The following is a 20,085-nucleotide window of genomic DNA, read 5'->3' on the forward strand; positions in this document are numbered from 1 at the left end:
CCGTGAGCAGCACCCACAGGGCGAACGGCACCCCGCCCGGATCCCCGCCCGCGAAGGTGAAGAACGAGTCGTCCAGCGGCAGATCGGTGATCTGCTTGCCGTCGGCCAGGGCGAGCCCGACCCCCCGGAAGAGCATCAGCGTGCCCAGCGTCACGATGAACGACGGCAGTGCGAGCAGGGTCGTCACCAGCGCGTTGAACATCCCGAGCACGATCCCGGTGAGCAGCATCACCGGCACCGCCAGCCAGGGCGCCCACCCGTCCCGCACCAACAGCGCCCCGACGACCAGCACCATCGCGTAGGTGCCGCCCACCGACAGGTCGACCTCGCGCATGGCGAGCGCGAAGACCATGCCGCACGCCATCAGCGAGATGTAGACCGAGTTGTGGGCGGTGGACAGCAGGTTGTCCGTGCCGAAGAAGTCCGGGTAGGGGATGCCGATCGCCAGGACCAGCAGCCCCAGCACGAGCAGGACGCCCAGTTCGTCCCGAAGGAGCCGGCGCGGCAGCGGCCACCGCCGTCGGGGTGCGGGTTCCTGATCGCGGGCGCGCTCGGCGTCGTCCACGGCACGCTCGGTCTCGGTCATCGGGCACGGCTCCCGTACGGCGGCAGCTGAAGGCCGCCCCCACGGGCGACTGGCCGCAGCGTCGGCCCCACGGGCGCGGGCGGCAACACGGGCGTTCCAGCGAGTGGAATGCGCTCTTGCCGGGCGCCTGACGGGTCATCACACTCGCCCCATGGAGACGCGTACCGCCCTGGTGACCGGAGCGGCACAGGGCCTCGGGCAGGAGTTCGCCGTCGCGCTGGCCGGGCGCGGCTACCGGGTCGCCGGCTTCGACCTCGTCCCGCAGCCGCAGACCGCGGCGAGGATCCTCGACTACGTGGAACTCGTCGGGGACGTCACCGACGAGGAGGTCGTCGGGGCCGAACTGGAGCGTGTCATCGACCAGTTCGGCACCCTGCACGTCGTCGTCAACAACGCAGGCGTCTACCCGTCGAAGCCCTTCGAGGAGACGACCGCCGAGGAGTGGCGGCGCGTCCTGCGCGTCAACCTGGAGGCACCGTTTCTGGTGACGCAGGCCGCGCTGCCCTATCTGAAGGCGGCCGGATGGGGCCGTGTCGTCAACATCGCCTCCGCGGCCGTGTTCACCGCACCGCCCACGATGGTCCCCTACGTCGCGTCCAAGATGGGCCTGATCGGCTTCACCCGCGCACTGGCCGCCGCGCTCGCCCCGTACGACATCACCGTCAACGCCATCGCGCCCACCATGGTCCGCACCGCCACCGCCGAACGGACCGTCGGCGCGGACGGCGGCTTCGCGTTCGTCCGCGGCCGCCAGGCCGTCGCCCGCACCCAGGAGCCGGCCGACCTGGTCTCGACCCTGCTATATGTGGTCGACGAGGGCAGTGGCTTCCTGACCGGGCAGACCCTCAACGTGTCAGGAGGATCAGCCTACTTGTGAAGGACCGGACGAGGCCGGGACCCATTCGCTGAGCTCCTCCTTCAGCGACCGCTGGAAGGTGGTCAGCAGCGCCTGCACCACGATCGGATGCATATGGGCGGACAGCGACTTCACGTCCCGCGTGTCCCGCTGCGACACCTCCCCCCGGAACAGCTCCGCCAACTCGTGCGCCGCGGCCCGCGCATGCTCGACGAGCACACCGCGCGCCGCGAGGATCGACTCCAACGACAGCGGTACGTCGAGCAGTTGCACTCCGAGCCGCAGCAGCCCCGAGTCGAAGCGGTAACCGTCGCCGTCCGGCCGTACGACGTTCATCGCGGCCAGCCGCTCCACGTCCGCGTCGCCGAGCGCCCGCCCCGCCCGCTGCTCCAGCTCCCCGCGGCTGACCGTCTCCGCGGTGTCCGGCGCCCAGGAGGCCACGACCGCGCGGTGGATCGCGAGGTCGTGCGCGCTCAGGTCCGGCGGCAGCTGACGCAGATACCGCTCGATCGCCGCCAGCGTCATCCCCTGGTGCTGGAGCTCCTCGATCAGCGCGAGCCGCGAGAGATGCTCCTGCCCGTAGTGCCCCACCCGCCGCGGACCGATCACCGGCGGCGGCAGCAGCCCCTTCGTGCCGTAGAAGCGGACGGTGCGGACCGTGACGCCCGCCCGCGCGGCCAGCTCGTCGATCGTGAGCGTGAGGTCGGTCGCGTCGGTCCCGGTGGGTTCGGTCGTCATGTGCAGCAGTATCGCTGTCTCACCAGTGCTGTGAAACCTCACGGGCCCCCGGCCGATCATGGCCACTGTCAGTGGCGGCGCCTACGGTGGGGTCATGTCGGAGATCACTTATGTCCGGGGTGACGCCACCGCGCCGTCGGTGAAGGGCGTCAAGGTGATCGCCCATGTCTGCAACGACATCGGGGGATGGGGAAGGGGCTTCGTGCTCGCGCTGTCGCGGCGCTGGCCGGAGCCGGAGAAGGAGTACCGCGCATGGCACCGCGAGCGCGCGTCGAACGACTTCGGTCTGGGCGCCGTCCAGTTCGTGCGGGTGGCACCGTACATCTGGGTGGCCAACATGGTCGGGCAGCGGGGGACACGCACCGGCAGCAAGGGCGTGCCGGTGCGCTACGAGGCGATCGACACGGCACTGGAGCGGCTGGCCGGCCGGGCCGCTGAACTCGGCGCCTCGGTGCACATGCCACGGATAGGGTGCGGACTGGCCGGCGGCAAGTGGTCCCGCGTCGAGCCGCTCATCAGCGAGCGGCTGGTCGGGAAGGGGATCGCGGTCACGGTCTACGACCATGGGGAGGACCGGAGTTGAGCAGGGACACCGACGTTCTGGTACTGGGCGGCGCGGGCGTCGACACCATCGTGTACGTGCCGGAGCTGCCGTTGCCGTACGCCGACAGCTACATGATCGACTCCGGGATCCGCACCCGCGCGGGCCAGACCGGGGACTTCGTCGCCGTCGCGCTCAGCTCGCTCGGCCTGCGCACCCATCACCTCGACATGCTCGGCGACGACCCCGAGGGCGACCTCGTGCGCGCCCTGCACCGGGACAAGGGCATCGCCCTCACCGCGGTCCCGCAGCCGGCCGGCACCAAGCGCGCGGTCAACCTCGTCGGCCCCGACGGCCGCCGGCTGTCCCTGTACGACACCAGCCGCGGCCACCCCGACGACCGACTGCCGGAGGCGACCGTCCGGGAACTCGCCGCGGCCAGCCGGCACGCCCACGTGTCGATCACCCAGCCCTGCGCCCACGCCCTGCCCGCACTGCTCGACTCCGGTGTGACCCTCTCGACCGACCTGCACGACTGGGACGGGAAGAACGCGTACCACGAGCCGTTCGCCCTGGCCGCGGACGTCGTCTTCCTGTCGGCGGCGGCCCTGTCCCACCCCGAGAGGACGATGCGCCGCATCGCCGACCGAGGACGGGCCGAGGTGGTCGTCGCCACGGCCGGAGCCGAGGGCGCGTACCTGCTGGCCGACGACGAACTGACCCGCGTCCCCGCCGTGCCGCCGCCGGCACCGGTGGTCGACTCCAACGGTGCCGGCGACGCCTTCGCCGCCGCGTTCCTCTACGGCTGGCTCAACCGGGAACCACCGCACCGCTGCGCGCGGTACGGAGCGGTGGCGGGAGCGCACGCGTGCACGGTGCCCTCGACGGAGACGGTCGCCATAGGTCGGGACGAGCTTCTCACCAGGGCAGGCACCATCACGCGCGCTCGGTAGCTCAGTGCTCGTGCACGTCGTTCGTCGCCGCGATCTTCTTCCACGACTTCGGCTGCACGGGCGCGACCGACGTGCTGCGCACCGCCGCGGGAGCGGCCGCGGGAACGGCCGGCTTCGACGGCTGGAACAGCCACGTGTCGAAGAGCGCCGAAAGCGACCGCCCCGACACCTCCTCGGCGTACGTCCGGAAGTCGGCGACCGTCGCGTTGCCGTACGCGTACTTCTGCGGCCAGCCCTTCAGGACCGCGAAGAACGCGTCGTCCCCGATCTCGTTGCGCAGCGCCTGAAGTGCCAGCGCACCCCGGTCGTAGACGGCGATGTCGAACTGGTTCTCCGGCCCGGGGTCACCGGGCTTCACCGTCCAGAACGGGTCGTCGGCCGGGTGCGAGGCGTACACGTAGTCCGCGATCTCCTGTGCCGTGCCCTCGTCCTCGTGCTCGGACCACAGCCACTGCGCGTACCGCGCGAAGCCCTCGTTGATCCAGATGTCCTTCCACCCGGCGACGGAGACGAGGTCGCCGTACCACTGGTGGGCCAGCTCGTGCACGACCACGGAGGTGTTCGAACCGTTCGCGAACTGGCGCGGGCTGTAGAAGGGCCGGGTCTGCGTCTCCAGCGCGTACCCGGTGGTGGTGTTCGGCACATACCCGCCGAGGGCGTTGAAGGGGTACGGCCCGAAGTACCCGCTCAGCCAGTCGGCGACCTCCCCGGTCCGCTCGATGCTCGCCCGCGCCGCACCGTCGTTGGCGCCGAGGTCCTTGCTGTAGGCGTTGACGACCGGGATCCCGCTCTCGGTCCGGCCCGTCGTGATGTCGAACTTCCCCACGGCCAGCGTCGCCAGATAGGTGGCCTGCGGTTTGTCGGACCGCCAGTTGAAGCGGGTCCAGCCGACGCGTGAACTCGTCGACTGGAGCGTGCCGTTGGAGATGGCCTGGGTGCCGTCCGGTACCAGCACGGACACGTCGTAGGTGGCCTTGTCGAGCGGGTGGTCGTTACTGGGGAACCACCACCAGGCGGCCTCGGGCTCGTTCGCGCCGACCCCGCCGTCCGGGGTGCGGTGCCAGCTGGTGAAGCCGTACGCCTGCTTAGACGACGGCACCCCGCTGTAGCGCACGACCACGGTGAGGGCCGTCCCCTTCGCCAGCGGTGCCTTCGGCGTGATCTCCAGCTCGTGCTCACCCGATGTGGTGAACGATGCCTTCACGCCGTTGACCCGCACCTCGCTGACATCCAGCAGGAAGTCCAGGTCGAAGCGCGACAGATCCTGGGTGGTGCGGGCCAGGAGGGTCGCCGTGCCCTCCAGTTCGTCCGACGCCGGCTGGTACTTCAGTCGCAGGTCGTAGTGGGAGACGTCGTATCCGCCGTTGCCGTAGGCCGGGTAGTAGGGGTCGCCGATACCCGGGGCGCCGGGGGAGAGGCTCGCGGCCGACGCCGGGATCGCCAGCAGGACGGACGCGGCGGCCAGTGCGCCGGGCGCGATGAGTCTGCGGTGCACGAAAGCTCCAAGTCGTAGGGGCACGAAGTCTGTTCGGAGCCTATTCATCACCTGTGGACGCAGACGTGTCCACAGCCGCCCCTGTCACACGATCGCCATTCGGCCGTCATGAGCGAACACCTCCCACGCACCTTTCCAGCCACATCCCGCCTGCCCCGATCGGCACTCTTTTGCACAGGAGTCGACCGCAGTACCGTCCGCGCATGCCGATAAGCACGCGCTTCACGATCTGGAGACTGCTCGCGACGGCGGCCACCGCCGCCCTGTTCACCACGTTCCTCACGCCCGTCGTCGCACAGGCGACCCCGCGTGAGAGCCGACCCGTCTACTCGTACGAGAACGCCGTCCGTGAGGCCGTCTGGGTGGACACCGGACTCGACGGGGACGGCGACGGGAAGAGCGACCGCGTGGCCGTCGACATCGTCCGCCCCCGCGAACTCGCCCAACAGGGCCGCAAGGTCCCGGTCGTCATGGTCGCCAGCCCGTACTACTCCTGCTGCGGACGCGGCAACGAGGGCCAGAAGAAGACGTACGACGCGAACGGCGACATCGTCCAGATGCCGCTCTTCTACGACAACTACTTCGTGCCGCGCGGCTACGCCTTCGTCGGCGTCGACCTCGCCGGCACCAGCCGCTCCGACGGCTGCGAGGACGTCGGCGGCCGCGACGAGGTCCAGTCGGCCAAGGCGGTCATCGACTGGCTGAACGGCCGGGCCACCGCCTACACGAGCCGCACCGGGACCACCAGGACCAAGGCCGGCTGGACCAACGGAAAGACCGGCATGATCGGCAAGAGCTGGGACGGCACCGTCGCCAACGGCGTCGCCGCCACCGGCGTCAAGGGCCTCAGGACGATCGTCCCGATCAGTGCCATCTCCTCCTGGTACGACTACTACTTCCAGCAGGGCGCCCCGCTCTACGACTCAGGACCCGACTGGCTGGCCACCTACGTCAACAGCCCCGAGGCCGAGGCCAAGTGCGCGGCCGTCCAGCAGAAGCTCGTCGACGGCGCCCCGCGCACCGGCGACTGGACCGACCTGTGGACCGAGCGGGACTACCTCAAGGACGCCTCCAAGGTGAAGGCCAGCGTCTTCGCCGTCCACGGCCTGCAGGACCTCAACGTCCGTATGCGCCACCTCGGCCAGTGGTGGGACGCCCTCGGCAGGAACGGCGTCGAGCGCAAGCTCTGGCTCTCCCAGACCGGCCACGTCGACCCCTTCGACTTCCGGCGCGCCGAGTGGGTCGACACCCTGCACCGCTGGTTCGACCACGAACTCCTCGGCTACGACAACGGCATCGACCGCGAGCCGATGGCCGACATCGAACGCCACCCCGACCAGTGGGTCACCTCCAAGGTCTGGCCCCCGCGCGGCACGAGCACCGCGACCCTGCGCCCCGCCGAGGGAACCCGGCCCGGCGTCGGCACCCTCGGCCTGACCCGCGACCGCGGTACCGAGACCTTCACCGACGACCCGGCGCTGAGCGAGACCGACTGGTCCGCGCGGATCGACACGTCCACCCCCGAGAAGGCGGGCTTCACCACCGGCGTTCTCACCGAGGACCTGCGGCTGGCCGGCTCCTCGAAGGTCACCGTCACCGCCACCCCGACCACCTCGACGGCCCACCTCTCCGCCGTCCTCGTGGACCTCGGCCCCGCCACCGTCCGCGACTACGCCAGTGCCGGCGAGGGCATCACCACGCTCACCGACCGCACCTGCTGGGGCGCGAGCACCGCCGGTGACAGCGCCTGCTTCAAGGAGACCAAGGCGAAGACCGCCGACGTCGACTTCACGGTCGTCAGCCGCGGCTGGGCCGACCTCGGCACCTACGCGAACCCCGGCAAGGGCGTCCCGCTCACCCCGGGCAGGGCGTACACCGTCACCGTCGACCTGGCGGCCACCGACCATGTCGTCCCCGCCGGTCACCGCCTCGCCCTCATCGTCGCGGGCACGGACAAGGACCTGATCGACCCGCCGTCGACCACCCCGACGCTCACGATCGACCTGTCCCGCACGAAGGCAGCCGTCCCGTTCGTGGGCGGCGCGTCGGCGTTCGCGCGCGCCACCGCGGGCGCCACGATCGCCGTACCGCGGGCCACGGCCCTCGACGGCCTCCAGGCCCCGCGCGCCGACCGGCGAGTTCCCGGAGGAGTCCGTTGATCCGAGCCCTCACGCTGAGCACGGCGGCCCTGGCCGCGTCCCTGGTCGCCGTGCCGGCCCACGCGACCGGGGCCCCGCCGCGCACCGGCTTCGAGCAGTCCGACGGCGCCCGCTGGACCGGCGAGACGGAGGAACAGGACTTCCTGAGGGCCGTCGACGCGGCGAGCGACCGGGTCTCGCTCGCCCGCATCGGTACGACGAAGCAGGGCCGACCCCTCCAACTGGTCCGGCTGGGCAGGCCGGGCGCCCCGAACAAGGTGCTCCTCGTGTGCAGCCAGCACGGCGACGAGCCGTCCGGCCGCGAGGCCTGCCTCTCCGAGGTCCGCGACCTGGCGTACGCGAAGGACGCCGGCACCCGGCGCTTCCTGGACCGCACCACCCTGCTCGTCGTGCCCACCGCCAACCCCGACGGCCGGGCCGCCGACACCCGCGGCAACAGCGACGGCGTCGACATCAACCGGGATCACCTCGCCCTCGGGACGGCCGAGGGACGGGCCCTGGCCGCCGTGATCCGCGACCGGCAGCCCGATGTCATCTACGACCTGCACGAGTACGGCGCCACGCCCCCCTACTACGACAAGGACCTCTTCGACCTCTGGCCCCGCAACCTCAACACGGACGAGGCGGTCCACGACGAGGCCGAGACCCTGTCCCGGGCGTACGTCCGCCCCGCCGCACAGCGCGCCGGGTACACGACCGGTACGTACGGCATCTGGACCGACCCGGTCACGGGCGACCCGATCAGACAGACCGCCGGTGACGGCCAGGAACGCATCCTGCGGAACATGTCCGGCATCAAGCACGCGGTCGGCCTGCTCATCGAGAGCCGCGTCGACGCAGCTGCGGACGTCGAGGAGGCGACGAACAACCGGCGCCGGGTCAGCTCCCAACTGGCCGCGCTGAAAGGCCTGTTCGGCTTCACCGACGAACGGCGCGGACGGATCGAGGCGGCCACCGGCACGGCCCGCCACGAGGGCTGGGCCGACACCGGACCCGTCTACCTCGGCGGCGCCGACAACGACCCGCCCGAACCCGCCGAGGTGATCCAGGACCCGCCCTGCGGCTACCGGCTCACCGACGCCCAGTACACGGAGGTCAAGGACGAACTCGCCCTGCACGGAGTGCGGACCGAGGGCACCTACGTCCCCCTCCGCCAGCCCCTGCGCGCCCTCGTCCCGCTGCTCCTCGACGCACGCGCCCCGTACCACCTGACGGCGGGGGAGCCCGACACCGACTGCTGAAGCGGCAACGAACAGCGGCACCTGTGGTACTCCGTACCCATGGTTTTCGGGAGAAGGTGCCGCAAATGACGGAAAACTCGAAGGAAAGGGACGGCCGGGAGGGTCCCTCGGACATTCCCGGCCCGCACACCACCGACCGCGTGGTGTTCGGCGTCACCGCCGTCATCACCGTGGCCTTCGTGATCTGGGGCTCGACGGCGACGGACTCGCTGGAGAGCGTCTCCACGAGGATGCTCAACGGCCTGATCCACAACGGCGGTTGGGCCTTCATGCTGGCGGCCTCCTGCTTCGTGGTCTTCGCCCTGTGGCTCGCGATCAGCCGCTACAGCCGCATCCACCTCGGCGCCGAGGGCGAGGAACCCGAGTTCAGGACGGTGTCCTGGGTCGCGATGATGTTCAGCGCCGGCATGGGCATCGGTCTGATGTTCTACGGCGTGAGCGAACCGCTCGCGCACTACACGGACCCGCCACCGGGCACCGACCCCGCCACCTCCGGCGACCGCATGGAGACGGCGATGGCCACCACCCTCTTCCACTGGACACTGCACCCCTGGGCGATCTACGCGGTGGTCGGTCTCGCCATCGCCTACAGCACCTACCGCAAACGCCGCCGCCAGACCATCAGCGCGGTCTTCACCCCGCTCATCGGCGAGAAGCACGCGAACGGCACCGCGGGCCGGGTGATCGACATCCTCGCGATCATCGCCACCATCTTCGGCTCGGCCGCCTCGCTGGGCCTGGGCGCGCTCCAGATCGGCTCCGGATTCCAGGAGCTGGACTGGATGGACGACGTGAGCGAGGGACTGCTCGTCGCCATCATCGCCGTGCTGACCCTGGCCTTCGTGGCCTCGGCGGTCTCCGGCGTGGAGAAGGGCATCCAGTGGCTGTCCAACACCAACATGGTGCTCGCCCTGATCCTCGCCGTGTTCGTGTTCATCGCGGGCCCCACGATCATCGTCCTCGATCTGCTGCCCACCTCGATCTTCGCCTACCTCGGAGACCTGCCCCAGCTCGCCGGCCGTACCGAGGCCAGCGGCGGCGAGGGCGTCGCGGACTGGCTCGGCAGCTGGACCGTCTTCTACTGGGCCTGGTGGATCTCCTGGACGCCGTTCGTCGGCATGTTCATCGCCCGCATCAGCCGCGGCCGCACCATCCGGCAGTTCGTCGGCGGCGTCATCCTCGTGCCCAGCACCGTCAGCCTGGTCTGGTTCGCGGTCTTCGGCGGCACCGCGATGAAGCTGAAGGAGGGCGGCGCGCTGCGCGGTGCCGACACCCCCGAGAGCCAACTCTTCGGAGTCCTCCAGGAGTTCCCCGTGGCGACCGCCACCAGCCTGCTCGTGATGATCCTGGTCGGCATCTTCTTCGTCTCCGGCGCCGACGCCGCCTCCATCGTGATGGGCACGCTCTCCCAGCGGGGCGCGCTCGAACCGGGCCGCTCCGTCGTCGTGTTCTGGGGCATCGTCACCGGAGCCGTCGCCGCCATCATGCTGCTCGTCGGCAGCGGCCAGGGCGACGCGCTCACCGGCCTCCAGAACCTCACGATCCTGGCCGCCGCGCCGTTCGTCCTCGTGATGATCGGCATGTGCGTCGCCCTCATGCGCGACCTGCGCCGCGACCCGGTCATCGTGCGCGGCGAGATGGGCTCCGAGGCCGTGGAACTCGCCGTGATCGAGGGCCACAAGAGGTACGACGGCGACTTCGAGATCAGGGTCGGCCCGGGCGCCGGCACGGAGACGGAGGGCGACCCGCTGGGCCACGACCACGGCTGAGCACGGCAGTTCAGGAGGAGGGTTCAGGAGAGGGCGTTCAGCAGAGGGCGTTCAGGAGGCGGCTAGCCCCGCCGCCTCCTCTGCACACCCCCACGCCACCGTCACCCCGGCCCCGCCGTGACCGTAGTTGTGCACCAACACCCGTCCGTCCGGCTGCGGTTCCCGCTCGAGGCGCACCGCGTCCCGCGCAGGCCGCAGCCCCACCCGGTGCCCCAGCACCCGCGCCCCCGCGATCTCCGGCCGCAGCGCCGCACAGCGCCCGACGATCGCCTCGGCCACCGCCGGATCCGGCTCCGTCGACCAGACACCGTCCTCCGCCGTCCCGCCCAGCACGAGCCGGTCCGCATGCGGGAAGAAGTACGCCATCTCCCCGTCGCCACCGGTCGACACCACCCACGTCCGGATGCCGGGGTTCGCCACGACGACCAACTGCCCTCGCACCGGCTTCACGGAGGCGTCCGGCACCAGCTCCCGCGCGCCCAGGCCCGTGCAGTTGATCACCACCGGCGCCCCCACGGCCCCGAGGCCGGACACCGTACGCGTCTCGATCGTGCCGCCCGCGTCGAGCAACCGCTGCCGCAGCCAGGGCAGATGGACCGGCATGTCCACGAGCGGCAGCCGTGCCCACAGCCCCGCCCCGGTGTACTCCTCGGCCGTGGCCGCACGCAGACCCGGCAGCCGCTCGCCCGCCCAGGCCCTCGCCTTGTCCAGGTCCGCCTCGCCCAGTACTCCTTCGACCATGCGTACGCCAGTACGGTCCGGGTCCGCCGCGAGCGCCTCGTACACCTCCAGCGAGCGCAGCGCCCACGCGCGGGCCGACGCGACCGGCTCGATCCGGTACGGCCACCACAGCGCCCCCGCAACCGACGAGGTGGTGCGCTCGACGGGATCCCGCGTCCACACCCGCACCCGACTGCCGCGCTCGGCCAGGACCACGGCCGTCGTCAGCCCGATCACCCCGCCGCCGACCACCACGACATCGCCGCTCAGCTCACTGTCCACGCCGGGACGTTAGCGGAATGTCGCATGCCGTGCGCAGAGCGCGCTTGCTGCGGGAATACTCGCAGCATGTCTGCCGAGTACGCGACCTTCGGCCTGGCACCGGCGATGCGTGCCGGTGGAGTCCTCGTCAACGGTGACTACCAAGTCCACCGGGACTTCGTGGACTTCATCGTCGACGGACGACCGCTGCTCTTCCAACTCTCCGACCTCGACGCCGTCTCCCCACTGGCCTCCGACGTACCACCCTCGATCTTCACCGCGCAGGTCCGCAGCCTCCTGCTGGAGACGGACGCCCCGCTTCCGGGCGGGCGCTACGTCATATACGGCTGTCCCGAGTGCGAGGACCTCGGATGCGGTGCCGTCACCGCCGTCATCGAGAAGGAGCACGGCGATTTCATCTGGCGGGACTTCGCCTGGCAGACCGACGAGCACGCCGACCTGGAGCGCAACGGCTACCACGGGATCGGCCCCTTCCGCTTCCGGGGCCCCGAGTACCGACAGTCCCTGGACTCCCTGCTCGGCCCCGACTCCGCGAGCCCGCGCCGCCGTGTGCTGCTCATCGGCGCCCGCGTCGCCCTCCTCGCCAAGCTCGCCGCCGCCCTGCGCACCATCGGTATCGGCGCCGACATCACCCAGGACGCCGACGGTGTGCCCGCCGACGAACTGCGCGCCTACGGTGCCGTCGCCTTCGGCCGTGCGGTCGGTCAGCAGGAACGTGCCGCCGTACGCCGTTCCTTCGAGCGCGCCGGCGTCGAGGTGGCCTACGTCGACGGCCTCGCCCCGATCGTCCCCCTCCTCGTCGCCCAGATCGAGCACGCCCTCGACCGCAGCCCGCAGGAACAGCGCCGTCTGACCCGGCTGGTCGCCGCCGACGGCGAGGCGGGCGTCGAGGTCACCTCGCCCTGCCGGGTGCGCCTCACCGCGTACCGCCTCGACCGGCTTCTGCGCACCCACGCCCAGGAGGTCTTCGACGGGGTCCTGGAGGCGGGCCGGCATCGCATCGCGCTGGACGCGAGGGCGGTGAAGGGGGAGTCGTTCGTGGTGGCGCGGACCTCGGGGAGCGTGCTGGTCGAGGCGATGGCGCACTGAGGGCCCCCGCCTCGGCGGGGGCCCCGGGTGCTCAGGAGAACAGCAGGCGCCAGGTCAGCGGACCGGGGTTGCCGTCGGCGTCGCCGCGCAGTTCCTTGCGCGACTTCTGGAAGGCCCGCACGTTGAGCTGGTCCGCCTCGCCCCACGTCTTGCTGGGGCCGACCTTGTAGTGGTCGCCGAAACCGCGCTTCACCAGCTGCTTGCCGAGCTGGAGGACGTACTTGTTGGAGGCGCCGGCCACGAAGTACTTGCGTCCCGGGAACGCGGGGACCTTGGGCTTGGCGGGCGTGCTGGTCGCGGGGGTGTCGTCGTCCACGTCCAGTTCGGCCTTGGCGTACTTGAGGAGTGCGGCGAAGTCGATCGCCCCCGGGTCGCCGTGGTCGTTCTCGACGACGTGGAGGTGCCCGCAGATCCCCTTGAACGCGTTCCACTGCGCGGCCGTCATCCGGGCCCCGCTGCCCTTGCCGTACGAGCTCGGATAGGCGGGCCACTCCTTCGGCCCCGACAGCGGCACGCCGTGCTGCTCGTGCATCCAGGCCAGGAAGCCGGCGACCTCCTGGAGGGCCCAGTCCGGGGCCTCCGGCCAGTAGATGTGCTCCTGGCCCGCGGCCGCCCACTTCTTGTGCGTCTTGGGGTCACAGGTGCCGACCAGCTCGACCTGGCACACGTTCGCGGTGTTGGTCTCCGCGCCGCCCCGCAGATTGACCAGGGCCCTGGAGGAGGTCTCGATGTCGAAGTGCTGGAACCACTTCAGCTTCTTGGCGTCGAAGTCCGGCACCGCCGTCAGGTTCGGAGCGGAGCCACCGCCCCCGTAGCCGGGCAGGGTCCGGCCCTCGGTGGTGTGCAGCACGACGACGTTGACTTCCATCGGGTCGCCGCCGAAGTCGTCCTGGTACCAGTTCGCCCGGCTCGCGCCCGGGTAGCGCTGGGGACCCGTCTTCGTACTCATCGCAGAACTCCTGAAAGGGTGACGTCGGTCGGATGGCCGTGCGGTACAAGAAAGTTGACCGTAAAAGTACGACCAACGGGGGGAGATCCGTGCGTGTTGCCGTTGCTTCGCCGTTGTCGCTTTGTTGTCCCGCCCTGCGGAGCGCGCGGCTCCGGCACGAAATCCGGGGCGAAGCGCCCTCGGGCACCTCGCTAGGATCGATCCCCTCATGACTGCAACCCTCGTCGCCAAGAATCTCGCCGCCGGCCACGGCGACCGCTCCCTGTTCGCCGGGCTCGACCTCGTCGTCGCGCCCGGTGACGTCATCGGGCTGGTCGGAGCCAACGGCGCGGGCAAGTCCACCCTGCTCAAGCTGCTCGCCGGGCTGACCACGCCGGAGGAGGGCGAGCTGCGGCTCTCCCCGCCGACGGCGACCGTCGGCCACCTCCCCCAGGAGCCGGAGCGCCGCCCCGGCGAGACGGTCAGGGAGTTCCTGGCCCGCCGCACCGGTGTCGCCGAGGCCCAGCGGGTCATGGACGAGGCGACCCAGGCCCTGGTCGACGGGGCACCCGGCGCGGACGACGCCTACGCCACGAGCCTGGAGCGCTGGCTCGACCTCGGCGGCGCGGACCTCGACGAGCGCGCCGCGGAGGTCGCCGACTCCCTCGGCCTCGCGGTGGACCTGGACCAGCCGATGACGTCCCTGTCCGGCGGTCAGGCGGCGCGGGCCGGCCTCGCCTCCCTCCTGCTCTCCCGCTACGACGTCTTCCTGCTCGACGAGCCCACCAACGACCTCGACCTGGACGGCCTGGAGCGCCTCGAACGCTTCGTGAGCGGTCTGCGCGCCGGCACGGTCGTCGTCAGCCACGACCGCGAGTTCCTCACCCGCACGGTCACCAAGGTCCTCGAACTCGACCTCGCGCAGGGGCAGATCAATCTCTACGGCGGCGGCTACGAGGCCTATCTGGAGGAGCGCGACGTGTCCCGCCGGCACGCCCGCGACGAGTTCGAGGAGTACGCCGACAAGAAGGCGGCCCTCCAGGACCGGGCGCAGACCCAGCGCTCCTGGATGGACAAGGGCGTCAAGAACGCGCGCCGCAAGGCGGGCAACGACAACGACAAGATCGGCCGCAAGTTCCGCAGCGAGGCCAGCGAGAAGCAGGCCGCGAAGGCCCGGCAGACCCAGCGCATGATCGAACGCCTGGAGGTCGTCGAGGAGCCGCGCAAGGAGTGGGAACTCCGCATGGAGATCGCCTCGGCCCCGCGCTCGGGCTCGGTGGTGGCGACCCTGCGGGAGGCCGAGGTCCGCCGCGGTGACTTCGTGCTCGGCCCGGTGACCCTCCAGATCGACTGGGCGGACCGGGTGGCGGTCACCGGCGCGAACGGCGCCGGCAAGTCGACCTTCCTCGGCGCCCTACTGGGCCGCGTCCCGGTCGACGCGGGCACCGCCGTGCTGGGCTCCGGCGTCCTGGTCGGCGAGGTCGACCAGGCCCGCAAGCTGTTCCACGGCCCCGAGTCACTGCTGGACGCCTTCTGCGCCGCGGTCCCCGACACCGAACCGGCCGAGGTCCGCACCCTGCTGGCCAAGTTCGGCCTCAAGGCGAACCACGTGCTGCGCCCGGCGGCCACGCTCTCCCCGGGCGAACGCACGAGGTCCGCCCTGGCCCTCCTCCAGGGCCGGGGCGTCAACCTCCTGGTCCTCGACGAACCGACCAACCACCTCGACCTCCCGGCCATCGAGCAGCTGGAGTCGGCGCTCGACGCCTACGAGGGCACGCTGCTCCTGGTCACCCACGACCGCCGAATGCTGGACGCGGTCCATGTGACCCGCCGTCTGGAGGTCGCGGACGGCAAGGTGACCGAACGCTAGGACCGGTGGCGCAGCAGCGCGCACACGAAGTTCTCCTGGGGGGAGAGTCGCGAAGCGGCTCCCCCCAGGGGCGCGGGGAACCGCGCGACCAGCCACAACGCACCCGCACCCGCCCTCAACCTTTCAGCGCTTCCCCTTCTTGGGGTCGAGCAGCCCCGCCTTGCGCAAGGCATCGGCCATCGCGCTGTTCGCCGGCGGCGCCGCCTGTCGTGCCGCACCACCCTGCCCGCCACGGCCACCACCCTGACGCTGCTGGCCCTGCTGCTGCCGCTGCTGAGGCGGACGCCCGCCGCGCTGCTGGCGGCGCTCACCGCCGGAGGCCTGCGCCTCGTCGTCCAGCCGCAGCGTCAGCGAGATCCGCTTGCGCGGGATGTCGATGTCGAGGACCTTCACCTTGACGATGTCACCCGGCTTCACCACGTCCCGCGGGTCCTTCACGAACGTCTTCGACAGCGCCGAGACATGCGCGAGGCCGTCCTGGTGGACACCGATGTCGATGAACGCCCCGAAGGCCGCCACGTTGGTGACGACACCCTCCAGGACCATCCCGGACTCCAGGTCGGAGATCTTCTCGACGCCCTCCTTGAAGGTGGCCGTCTTGAAGGCGGGCCGCGGGTCACGCCCGGGCTTCTCCAGCTCCTTGAGGATGTCGGTGACGGTCGGCAGACCGAAGGTCTCGTCCACGAACTCCTGCGGCCGAAGCGACCGCAGCACACCCGTGTTGCCGATCAGGGACGCGACCTCCTGGCCCGCCGTCTTCACCATGCGCCGGACCACCGGGTACGCCTCCGGGTGCACGCTGGACGCGTCCAGCGGGTCGTCACCGCCGCGGATCCGCAGGAACCCCGCGCACTGCTCGTAGGCCTTCGGGCCGAGGCGGGCCACCTTCTTCAGCGCGGTGCGCGAGGTGAAGGGACCGTTGGCGTCGCGGTGCGCCACGATGTTCTCGGCGAGGCCCGAGGTGATGCCGGAGACCCGGGCGAGCAGCGGGGCCGACGCCGTGTTGACGTCCACTCCCACGCCGTTCACACAGTCCTCCACGACCGCGTCCAGCGAACGCGACAGCTTCACCTCGGACAGGTCGTGCTGGTACTGGCCGACCCCGATGGACTTCGGGTCGATCTTCACCAGCTCGGCCAGCGGGTCCTGGAGACGGCGGGCGATCGACACCGCGCCGCGCAGTGACACGTCCATGTCCGGCAGTTCCTGCGAGGCGAAGGCGGACGCCGAGTACACGGACGCGCCCGCCTCGGACACCATCACCTTGGTGAGCTTCAACTCGGGGTGCTTGGTGATGAGGTCACCGGCGAGCTTGTCGGTCTCGCGGGACGCCGTGCCGTTGCCGATCGCGATCAGGTCGACCGCGTGCTCCTTGGAGAGGCGGGCCAGCTTGGCGATCGCCTCGTCCCACCTGTTGGCCGGGACGTGCGGGTGGATGACGTCGGTGGCGACGACCTTGCCGGTGGCGTCGACGACGGCGACCTTCACGCCCGTACGGAACCCGGGGTCCAGGCCCAGCGTCGAGCGGGTGCCCGCGGGGGCGGCGAGTAGCAGGTCGCGGAGGTTGGCCGCGAAGACGTTCACCGCCTCGTCCTCGGCGGCGGTGCGCAGCCGCAGCCGCAGGTCGATGCCGAGGTGCACCAGGATGCGGGTGCGCCAGGCCCAACGCACGGTGTCCTTGAGCCACTTGTCGCCGGGCCGCCCGCGGTCCGTGATCTGGAACCTGTGGGCGACGATCCCCTCGTACGACGAAGGGCCCTCGGTGGCCTCTTCGGGCTCAAGGACGAGGTCGAGGACGTCTTCCTTCTCGCCGCGCAGCATCGCCAGGACGCGGTGCGAGGGCAGCGCCTTGAAGGGCTCCGCGAAGTCGAAGTAGTCGGCGAACTTGGCGCCCGCCTCCTCCTTGCCGTCCTTCACCTTGGCGGCGAGGCGCCCGCGCACCCACATGCGCTCGCGCAGCTCGCCGATCAGGTCGGCGTCCTCGGAGAACCGCTCGGTGAGGATGGCCCGGGCGCCGTCGAGCGCGGCCTGCGGATCGGCGACGCCCTTGTCGGCGTCGACGAACGCGGCGGCGGCGGCCAGCGGTTCGACGGTCGGGTCACCGAGCAGCCCCTCGGCGAGCGGCTCAAGGCCCGCCTCCCGCGCGATCTGCGCCTTGGTCCGGCGCTTCGGCTTGTACGGCAGGTAGATGTCCTCCAGGCGCGCCTTGGTCTCGGCCCCCCGGATCTGTGCCTGAAGCTCCTCGGTGAGCTTGCCCTGCTCGCGTACCGACTCCAGGATCGCCGTCCGCCGCTCCTCCAGCTCCCGCAGATAACGCAACCGCTCCTCGATCGTGCGCAGCTGCGCGTCGTCGAGCATCTCGGTCGCTTCCTTGCGGTAGCGGGCGATGAAGGGCACCGTCGAACCGCCGTCGAGCAGTTCCACGGCGGACTTGACCTGCCGCTCCCGTACGCCGAGCTCCTCGGCGATCCTTCCTTCGATGGATCCGATGTCGATGGGCTCGCGTGTCGTCACGATGCCGTACCGCCTTCTCACAGAGGTTGCGCGGCAATTGTGGCAGGTGGCACCGACAGTCGGGGATCAGGGCGCGGACATCAGACCCGGCGACCGCACGCGGGGCGCGAGGCGCCGCCGAACAGCCGGGCCAGCGCCCGGAAGGGCAGCGTCACGACGGTGGCTATGGCGCCGCCGACCTGCCGGAGCACGTCCGCGATGGCTCGGAACACTGACTTCCCCTTACATCAGCCGGCCACACGACCGGAGACTCCGGGTACCTCACCACCGCTCCGACATGCACCCGCTTTCACCACGCCGCCACGCGCCGACGTCCGGGACCACCACCGGGCCGCACCTGGCACACCCGCCCGGCGCCCAGGCCCGCCCCGCACGCGCCCGTGCTCAGACGTTCCACCCCGCCAAGCCGCCCGGTCGGTTCTCAGCCCTTCCCGATCAGATCCGGCGGATACGCCCCCGCCGCCAGCGCGGCCCGCGCGAACCCCGTCCCGAGTTCCGTCAACCGTGCGACGCCCACCGCGCCGAGGTGTTCGTACGGCGCCCGGTCCAGCCGGTCCGTCTCCTCCTCGATCTCCTCGCGCAGTGCGGCGCCCCGCTCGGTCAGCTCACCGGCCTCGTCCAGCAGACCGCGGTCCCGGAGCCGTGCGACCGCCGCGTCCCATTCGTCCTGGCTCCAGCCGCGCGTGGCGAGCACCCACTTGGGGCTCATGCCCTTGCCGGTCGCCGAGTGGGCCACCATGGCCTCCAGGCCGTTCAGCTCCGCGGCCGTCAGCGCGGCGAGATGGCCGTCGCCCCGGTGCTCGCGCAGCAGGGTCGCGGCATGGAAGTACGCGAGGTGCGGCTCCTCCGGCACCGGCAGATCCGCGTGCGCCGCGTACAGCGGGCGGGCACCGCGCGCACAGCCCTCGCTCGCGCGCAGCGCCAGCTCCGCGGCCTCCGCCATCTCCGGTGACGCCAGCGTCTGCGCGCCGAGCAGCCGCCGCAGCGCCGCGTCGACGCCCCGCACGCGTGCCGCGAGGACGTCCTGCGGCGAGGCCGTGGCCCAGACGGCGGGGACGAACCGGGCCACGAGCTCGTGCTTGTAGTTGGAGAACGTCGCCGTCACCGTCCCGGCGCCCACCGGCCCCATGGCGGCGGCCCGCACCGCGAAGTTCGCGGCTCTGGGGTGCGTGATCCCGATCCCGGCCAGTTCCTTGCCCAGCTCGGGCGCGAAGTAGGACGTGGCGTGCAGCGAGTTGAGCACATTCGCGCAGCGGCGGACGGCTCGCGGCTCGATGGGGACGGTAGTCATGCCTGGCAGGTTACCAACCGCTTGGTATGCCCCTCCAGGGCGGGGAAGGACGTGGCAGGAAACGTGGGGTACTCGTCATTGCGGCCGTCCTGAGACCCGCCCAGAATCGAGTGCATGACGCAGCGAACCGTCCTCGTCGTCCTCTTCGACGGCGTGCAGAGCCTCGATGTCACCGGCCCCCTGGAGGTGTTCGCCGGGGCCGAGACACACACCCCGGGCACCTACCGCATCCGTACGGCCTCCCTGGACGGCGCCGCCGTGCGTACCTCCAGCGGCCTGACCCTCGTACCGGATCTGGCTCTCACGGACGCGTCCGCCCCGCACACCCTCCTGGTCCCCGGCGGCCAGGGCACCCGCCGTCCCGATCCGCGGCTGACCGAGTGGCTGCGCGAGTACGGACCGCGCGCCGCGCGCCTCGTCTCCGTCTGCACCGGCGCGATTCTGCTCGCCGAGGCGGGCCTGCTCGACGGCCGTCGCGTCACGACCCACTGGGCGTACTGCGACACACTCGCCCGCGACCATCCGGCGATCGACGTCGAACCCGCCCCGATCTACATCCGGGACGGCACGGTCGCCACCTCCGCCGGTGTCACCTCCGGAATCGACCTCGCCCTCGCACTGGTCGAGGAGGACCTGGACCGGGATGTCGCCCTCACCGTCGCCCGCCATCTCGTGGTCTTCCTGCGCAGACCGGGCAACCAGGCCCAGTTCAGCGCCCAGCTGGCCGCGCAGACCGCGCGACGCGAACCCCTTCGGGAGGTCCAGCAGTGGATCACCGAGCATCCGGGCGGCGACCTGAACGTCGAGTCGCTCGCCGCCCGCGCCCGCCTCTCGCCCCGCCACTTCGCCCGCGCCTTCCAGGCGGAGACGGGCATGACCCCCGGCCGCTACGTCGACCGGGTCCGCCTCGAACACGCCCGCCGCCTCCTGGAGGACACCGCCGACGGCGTCGAGGAGATCTCCCGCGCCAGCGGCTACGGCACCTCCGAGACCATGCGCCGCGCCTTCGTCAAAACCCTGGGCACACCCCCGGCCGAGTACCGCCGCCGCTTC

Annotated in this window: 16 protein-coding genes and 1 pseudogene; 9 read left to right on the forward strand and 8 right to left on the reverse strand. The window is 71.2% G+C overall.

The annotated features are described in order from the left end of the window. A pseudogene (locus HLK59_RS37125) lies at window positions 1-586 on the reverse strand (ABC transporter permease); the annotation flags it as partial. Between the two features lie 151 nt (window positions 587-737). On the opposite strand from HLK59_RS37125, the gene HLK59_RS37130 reads away from it, so the two are divergent. After that, window positions 738-1,463 (forward strand): SDR family oxidoreductase, encoded by a 726-nt coding sequence (locus HLK59_RS37130; protein WP_171146029.1) that lies wholly within the window; start codon window positions 738-740, stop codon window positions 1,461-1,463. Here the strand turns inward: HLK59_RS37130 and HLK59_RS37135 are convergent. Next, window positions 1,449-2,180: a MerR family transcriptional regulator gene (locus HLK59_RS37135; RefSeq protein WP_171146030.1), complete on the reverse strand. Its 732-nt coding sequence runs from the start codon at window positions 2,178-2,180 to the stop codon at window positions 1,449-1,451. The genes HLK59_RS37130 and HLK59_RS37135 overlap by 15 nt on opposite strands. Before the next feature lie 94 nt (window positions 2,181-2,274). On the opposite strand from HLK59_RS37135, the gene HLK59_RS37140 reads away from it, so the two are divergent. Together HLK59_RS37140 and HLK59_RS37145 are read left to right on the forward strand one after the other, a co-directional pair. Further along, window positions 2,275-2,763, forward strand: a complete 489-nt coding sequence (locus HLK59_RS37140) for a macro domain-containing protein (RefSeq protein WP_171146031.1) — start codon at window positions 2,275-2,277, stop codon at window positions 2,761-2,763. Beyond that, window positions 2,760-3,674 (forward strand): PfkB family carbohydrate kinase, encoded by a 915-nt coding sequence (locus HLK59_RS37145; protein ID WP_171146032.1) that lies wholly within the window; start codon window positions 2,760-2,762, stop codon window positions 3,672-3,674. The genes HLK59_RS37140 and HLK59_RS37145 overlap by 4 nt, the downstream gene beginning before the upstream one ends. Window position 3,675: 1 nt before the next feature. On the opposite strand, the gene HLK59_RS37150 is transcribed toward HLK59_RS37145, so the two are convergent. Beyond that, entirely contained in the window at window positions 3,676-5,169 is a 1,494-nt protein-coding gene (locus HLK59_RS37150; protein WP_171146033.1) for a M1 family metallopeptidase, read from the reverse strand. Window positions 5,170-5,372: 203 nt separating this feature from the next. On the opposite strand from HLK59_RS37150, the gene HLK59_RS37155 reads away from it, so the two are divergent. From HLK59_RS37155 to HLK59_RS37165, 3 genes are all read left to right on the forward strand, one after another. Next, on the forward strand, window positions 5,373-7,328 hold the full coding sequence (locus HLK59_RS37155; protein WP_171146034.1) for a Xaa-Pro dipeptidyl-peptidase: 1,956 nt from the start codon (window positions 5,373-5,375) through the stop codon (window positions 7,326-7,328). Beyond that, window positions 7,325-8,569, forward strand: a complete 1,245-nt coding sequence (locus HLK59_RS37160) for a M14 family metallocarboxypeptidase (RefSeq protein ID WP_171146035.1) — start codon at window positions 7,325-7,327, stop codon at window positions 8,567-8,569. The genes HLK59_RS37155 and HLK59_RS37160 overlap by 4 nt, the downstream gene beginning before the upstream one ends. Window positions 8,570-8,634: 65 nt before the next feature. Next, window positions 8,635-10,338: a BCCT family transporter gene (locus tag HLK59_RS37165; RefSeq protein WP_171146036.1), complete on the forward strand. Its 1,704-nt coding sequence runs from the start codon at window positions 8,635-8,637 to the stop codon at window positions 10,336-10,338. A 51-nt stretch (window positions 10,339-10,389) separates the two neighbouring features. On the opposite strand, the gene HLK59_RS37170 is transcribed toward HLK59_RS37165, so the two are convergent. Further along, window positions 10,390-11,340 carry an FAD-dependent oxidoreductase gene (locus HLK59_RS37170; RefSeq protein WP_171146037.1) on the reverse strand — a complete coding sequence of 317 codons (951 nt, stop codon included), beginning with the start codon at window positions 11,338-11,340 and terminating at the stop codon, window positions 10,390-10,392. A 66-nt stretch (window positions 11,341-11,406) separates the two neighbouring features. Here HLK59_RS37170 and HLK59_RS37175 point away from each other — a divergent pair, with 66 nt between their 5' ends. Beyond that, on the forward strand, window positions 11,407-12,429 hold the full coding sequence (locus tag HLK59_RS37175) for an oxidoreductase (RefSeq protein WP_171146038.1): 1,023 nt from the start codon (window positions 11,407-11,409) through the stop codon (window positions 12,427-12,429). A 31-nt stretch (window positions 12,430-12,460) separates the two neighbouring features. Here HLK59_RS37175 and HLK59_RS37180 read toward each other — a convergent pair whose 3' ends face one another. After that, window positions 12,461-13,378: a peptidoglycan-binding protein gene (locus tag HLK59_RS37180; RefSeq protein ID WP_171146039.1), complete on the reverse strand. Its 918-nt coding sequence runs from the start codon at window positions 13,376-13,378 to the stop codon at window positions 12,461-12,463. 208 nt (window positions 13,379-13,586) lie between these two features. Here HLK59_RS37180 and HLK59_RS37185 point away from each other — a divergent pair, with 208 nt between their 5' ends. Further along, on the forward strand, window positions 13,587-15,227 hold the full coding sequence (locus HLK59_RS37185; protein ID WP_171146040.1) for an ABC-F family ATP-binding cassette domain-containing protein: 1,641 nt from the start codon (window positions 13,587-13,589) through the stop codon (window positions 15,225-15,227). A gap of 123 nt (window positions 15,228-15,350) precedes the next feature. Here HLK59_RS37185 and HLK59_RS37190 read toward each other — a convergent pair whose 3' ends face one another. From HLK59_RS37190 to HLK59_RS37195, 3 genes are all read right to left on the reverse strand, one after another. Further along, window positions 15,351-17,741 (reverse strand): Tex family protein, encoded by a 2,391-nt coding sequence (locus HLK59_RS37190; RefSeq protein WP_171146041.1) that lies wholly within the window; start codon window positions 17,739-17,741, stop codon window positions 15,351-15,353. An 80-nt stretch (window positions 17,742-17,821) separates the two neighbouring features. Next, window positions 17,822-17,953 carry an LPFR motif small protein gene (locus HLK59_RS52130; RefSeq protein ID WP_346779898.1) on the reverse strand — a complete coding sequence of 44 codons (132 nt, stop codon included), beginning with the start codon at window positions 17,951-17,953 and terminating at the stop codon, window positions 17,822-17,824. 209 nt (window positions 17,954-18,162) lie between these two features. Then, on the reverse strand, window positions 18,163-19,032 hold the full coding sequence (locus HLK59_RS37195; RefSeq protein WP_171146042.1) for a hypothetical protein: 870 nt from the start codon (window positions 19,030-19,032) through the stop codon (window positions 18,163-18,165). Window positions 19,033-19,146: 114 nt separating this feature from the next. On the opposite strand from HLK59_RS37195, the gene HLK59_RS37200 reads away from it, so the two are divergent. After that, window positions 19,147-20,085 (forward strand): GlxA family transcriptional regulator (locus tag HLK59_RS37200; protein ID WP_171146043.1); only part of this gene is annotated, 939 nt, incomplete at its 3' end.

Source organism: Streptomyces sp. S3(2020) (assembly GCF_013044505.1).
Lineage (GTDB): Bacteria > Actinomycetota > Actinomycetes > Streptomycetales > Streptomycetaceae > Streptomyces.